We start from the raw sequence: 3,125 nt of genomic DNA on the forward strand, positions 1-3,125 counted from the left end.
CGGCCCTCACCTCGAAGCCCGTCCGGAGGGCGGCCGCCCGCCCCCACTGGGCGGAGTTGCCGGTCGCGGGCGCTCTCGCCACGGCCGACGGCACGCCGGTGGCGGTGGACGGGGTGGTCGACCTGGTCGTGGACGAGCCCGACGGTTCGCTGTCCGTCATCGACTACAAGACCGATGTGGCGGTCACCACCGGGACAGTCGACGAGTACCTGCTGCAGTTGTGCGCGTACGCCGAACTGCTGGGCGCGACCACCGGCCGGACGGTCTCGCGCGTCGAGCTCGTGTTCTGCCGCGGCAACCGGGCCACCGTGATCGGACGGGACCTCAGCTGAGGTTCGTCCACACCACCCGGCCGTTCGCCGCGGCCGCGACCGCGGCGTCGCAGGGTTCGCCGGTGGTCAACGCCTGGTACAGCTCGACCAGCAGGTCGACGACCGAATCCCACACCCGGTGGAGCGGGTCCTCCCCGCCGTACGCCCAGATGGACCCGGCGTCCGGCCCGGTCCGATAGGACACCGCGTACCCGTACCCGCGGCGCTCCGCGATCGGCCACAGGCGACCGGTCCAGGTACCCCCGGACCCCGGGTCCGAACCGAGTCCGCCGAGCGCCATCGCGTGCTCGAACCTCTTCGCCTGGACCTCGAAACCCTCGGCGGCGCCGACCGGTTCGGCGAACGGCAGCAGACCCTCGACCGAATCCAGGCCGGTCCGGCGCAGATGCCACAGCAGGGTCCGGATCCCCACCGAATCGTCGACACCGCAGCTGTCGAGGAGGGTCCCGGTCCGGCTGTCGGACGCGCGGGGATCATCCAGCCACGCACCGGGGACGCTCTCCACCTGCAGGAGGACCGCGATCGCGTCGCAGAGCTCCCCGACCTGCTCGTCGAGCACGACAGCGGCCTCGTCGACACGCCCGGACCGCGATCGCCGGGCGACGTGGTCGGAGGGCCCCGGGTCCCCGGTGATCACGGGCGGCGGAGCGGTCGGGCCCCGGCCCTGTTCATCGTCCATCGCTCGTCGGATCCCGTCGAGGGCGCCGTCGAACTCGGCACCCCACCCCGCCCGCGCGGCGGACTCCGGTTCCGGCGCCCGCGCCGCCTGTCCCGGCGCCGGGTCGAGCTCGACCTCGTCCTCCCGAACCGCCGGGATCGCCCCGGTGACATCGGCGAAGAGGTCCAGCCGCGCACGTCGGCTGTCGCGCATCCGGTCGCGCTCGGACCGCGTGAACGACAGCACCGGAAGGGTGAGGAGCAGCGCGGCCTGCCTACCCGAGAACCCGAATCCCAGTTTGAGGGCGCGGCGGGCGTCGACAGGGGATTCCGCCTGCCGGATCGTCTCTATCACGGCATCCAGGTCCTCGCACGCCAGGAGTACCGCCTCGGCCTCGTCGCACGCCCTCCCGGCGTCGTCCCCGGGCTCGAACCAGCCCCCGACCGCACCCATAGAACCCATGCCAGTCCCCCGATCTTTCCCGCAACAGAACGGACCCGGCCCCCACCGGATCGTCACGAATCCTACGCCCGCCGACCCACCCGTGGTCATGCGGTCACGCAGCCCGGGGCGGGTCCGTCCCTGTGGATTGTGACCGATCTCTCCGCCATCTACGGGACGCTGACCAGCGCTTTTCGATTTTCCAGCAGTTCCACAGGGACGGCGGGGGATTCCTTTGGGAACGGGACGTAGGGTCCTGGGCATGAACGGACAACTGATGCTGGAGGACGGGGACCGGCGCCGCTCCACCCCGGCGCCTCCTGCGGAGGTCGCCCCGGCGCAGGCCGACCACGGCCGTGACGCCCCAGTCGATCGCGAGGTGACCCCGGCCGCCGTCTTTCCGGCGCCGTTGACCACGGTCTCGGCCGCGGCGACAGGGGGGTTGATCGGCCTCGGGGCGGTCTACGGCGTGGCGGCGCGACTCGCCGACACCCTTGTCGGGGTGGCGGTCCTCGTCCTGGTGTTCGCGTTGACGATGGCCGGCCCGAGGGTCCACTCCGTGGCCCGGTCCGAGGTGGGCCGGACCATCGCGGTGATCCTCGAGGCGATCGCCTTCGGCGGTGTGCTCGGCGCGGTCATCGTCCTGTTCTGAGCCGGGCCCCCAGCTGCTCCACGAGGTCCTCCTCCACCCCGGCGCCGTCCACGAGGTATCGACGGACGTCGCCGAACTCGCTGTCCAACGCGGTCAGCGAGCGCCGGATGTTGCTCTCCTCGACCCCGATGAGCACGTCGATCGCGTCGAGACGCTCGGGCATCTCCGCCCGGACGTACGCCCGGATGGAGTTGACGAAGTCGACGGACAGCTCGCGGGTCAGCATGTAGTCGGCGATCACGTCCTCTTCCCGCACTCCGGCGAGCAGCTGGAGCACTGCGGAGGTCCAGCCCGTCCGGTCCTTGCCGGCCGTGCAGTGCACGATCGCCGGGCCCGCCGACCGCGCCACGGCGCTGACCGCGCGGCCGAAACCGGTCCGCTCCTCGTCGCCGAGGACGAACCGCTCGTACATGATCGCCGTCTCGCGTCGGGCGTCCTCCACGCTGAACGTCCCGACCCCGGTGAATGCGGCCGCGGAGGTGTTCCCGGCGAGGACGTCGATGGCCAGGTAGTCGGCACCGGCGGGGATCACATCGGGCTGCCTGGTGATCTCGTCGCCGGTCCGCAGGTCCACGATGGTGCTCACCCCGAGCCGCTCGAGTACCCCGAGGTCGTCCTCACCCACCGACAGCGTGGTGGATCGGTAGACCAGACCGCGGGCCATGCTCCCGGTCGGGTGGAGCGCGTAACCCGGGCCCGCGACGTCACGGAAGTTGTGCACGCTCGTCAGTCGGACGTCGCCGGGCGCCGGTCCGGATGCGCCGACCTCAGCCCCCACCTCCGCGACGACCTCGGCGTCGACCCCGGTGGTCATGCGCGCGTCTGCGCCCATTCCGCGTCCCCTTCGGCTCCCGCGCGCCCGGATGACGCACCGCCCCTCCGTTCCTACCGGATCGCGGGTACCGGTGCGAGGCGGCCTCCGCGGAACCGCATCTCACCGCGCTGCCGTCCACCCGTCACCCAGGTCCCGGTTCGACGTGCCCCGGTGGGGACGCCGCCGGCCAGGCCAGCGTGGTCGGGGTGGACCGGCCCCTGAGCTCGA

At 72.2% G+C, this 3,125-nt stretch carries 4 protein-coding genes; 2 read left to right on the forward strand and 2 right to left on the reverse strand.

The genetic code is table 11. From position 1 onward, the window contains the following. Positions 1-332, forward strand: a 332-nt coding sequence (locus G6020_RS12730) for a PD-(D/E)XK nuclease family protein (protein WP_182610874.1), incomplete at its 5' end; no start/stop codon positions are given. Here G6020_RS12730 and G6020_RS12735 read toward each other — a convergent pair. Then, positions 325-1,452: a DNA gyrase subunit A gene (locus G6020_RS12735; protein WP_182610875.1), complete on the reverse strand. Its 1,128-nt coding sequence runs from the start codon at positions 1,450-1,452 to the stop codon at positions 325-327. The two genes, G6020_RS12730 and G6020_RS12735, sit on opposite strands and share 8 nt — an antisense overlap. A gap of 241 nt (positions 1,453-1,693) precedes the next feature. On the opposite strand from G6020_RS12735, the gene G6020_RS12740 reads away from it, so the two are divergent. Then, entirely contained in the window at positions 1,694-2,083 is a 390-nt protein-coding gene (locus G6020_RS12740; protein WP_182610876.1) for a hypothetical protein, read from the forward strand. On the opposite strand, the gene G6020_RS12745 is transcribed toward G6020_RS12740, so the two are convergent. Beyond that, a complete protein-coding gene (locus G6020_RS12745; RefSeq protein WP_241731274.1) occupies positions 2,067-2,915 on the reverse strand; it encodes a tyrosine-protein phosphatase in 849 nt (282 codons plus the stop codon). The genes G6020_RS12740 and G6020_RS12745 overlap by 17 nt on opposite strands. Between the last annotated feature and the right edge of the window lie 210 nt (positions 2,916-3,125).

Origin of the sequence: Dietzia sp. B19 (genome assembly GCF_014145155.1) — a bacterium.
GTDB lineage: Bacteria > Actinomycetota > Actinomycetes > Mycobacteriales > Mycobacteriaceae > Dietzia > Dietzia natronolimnaea.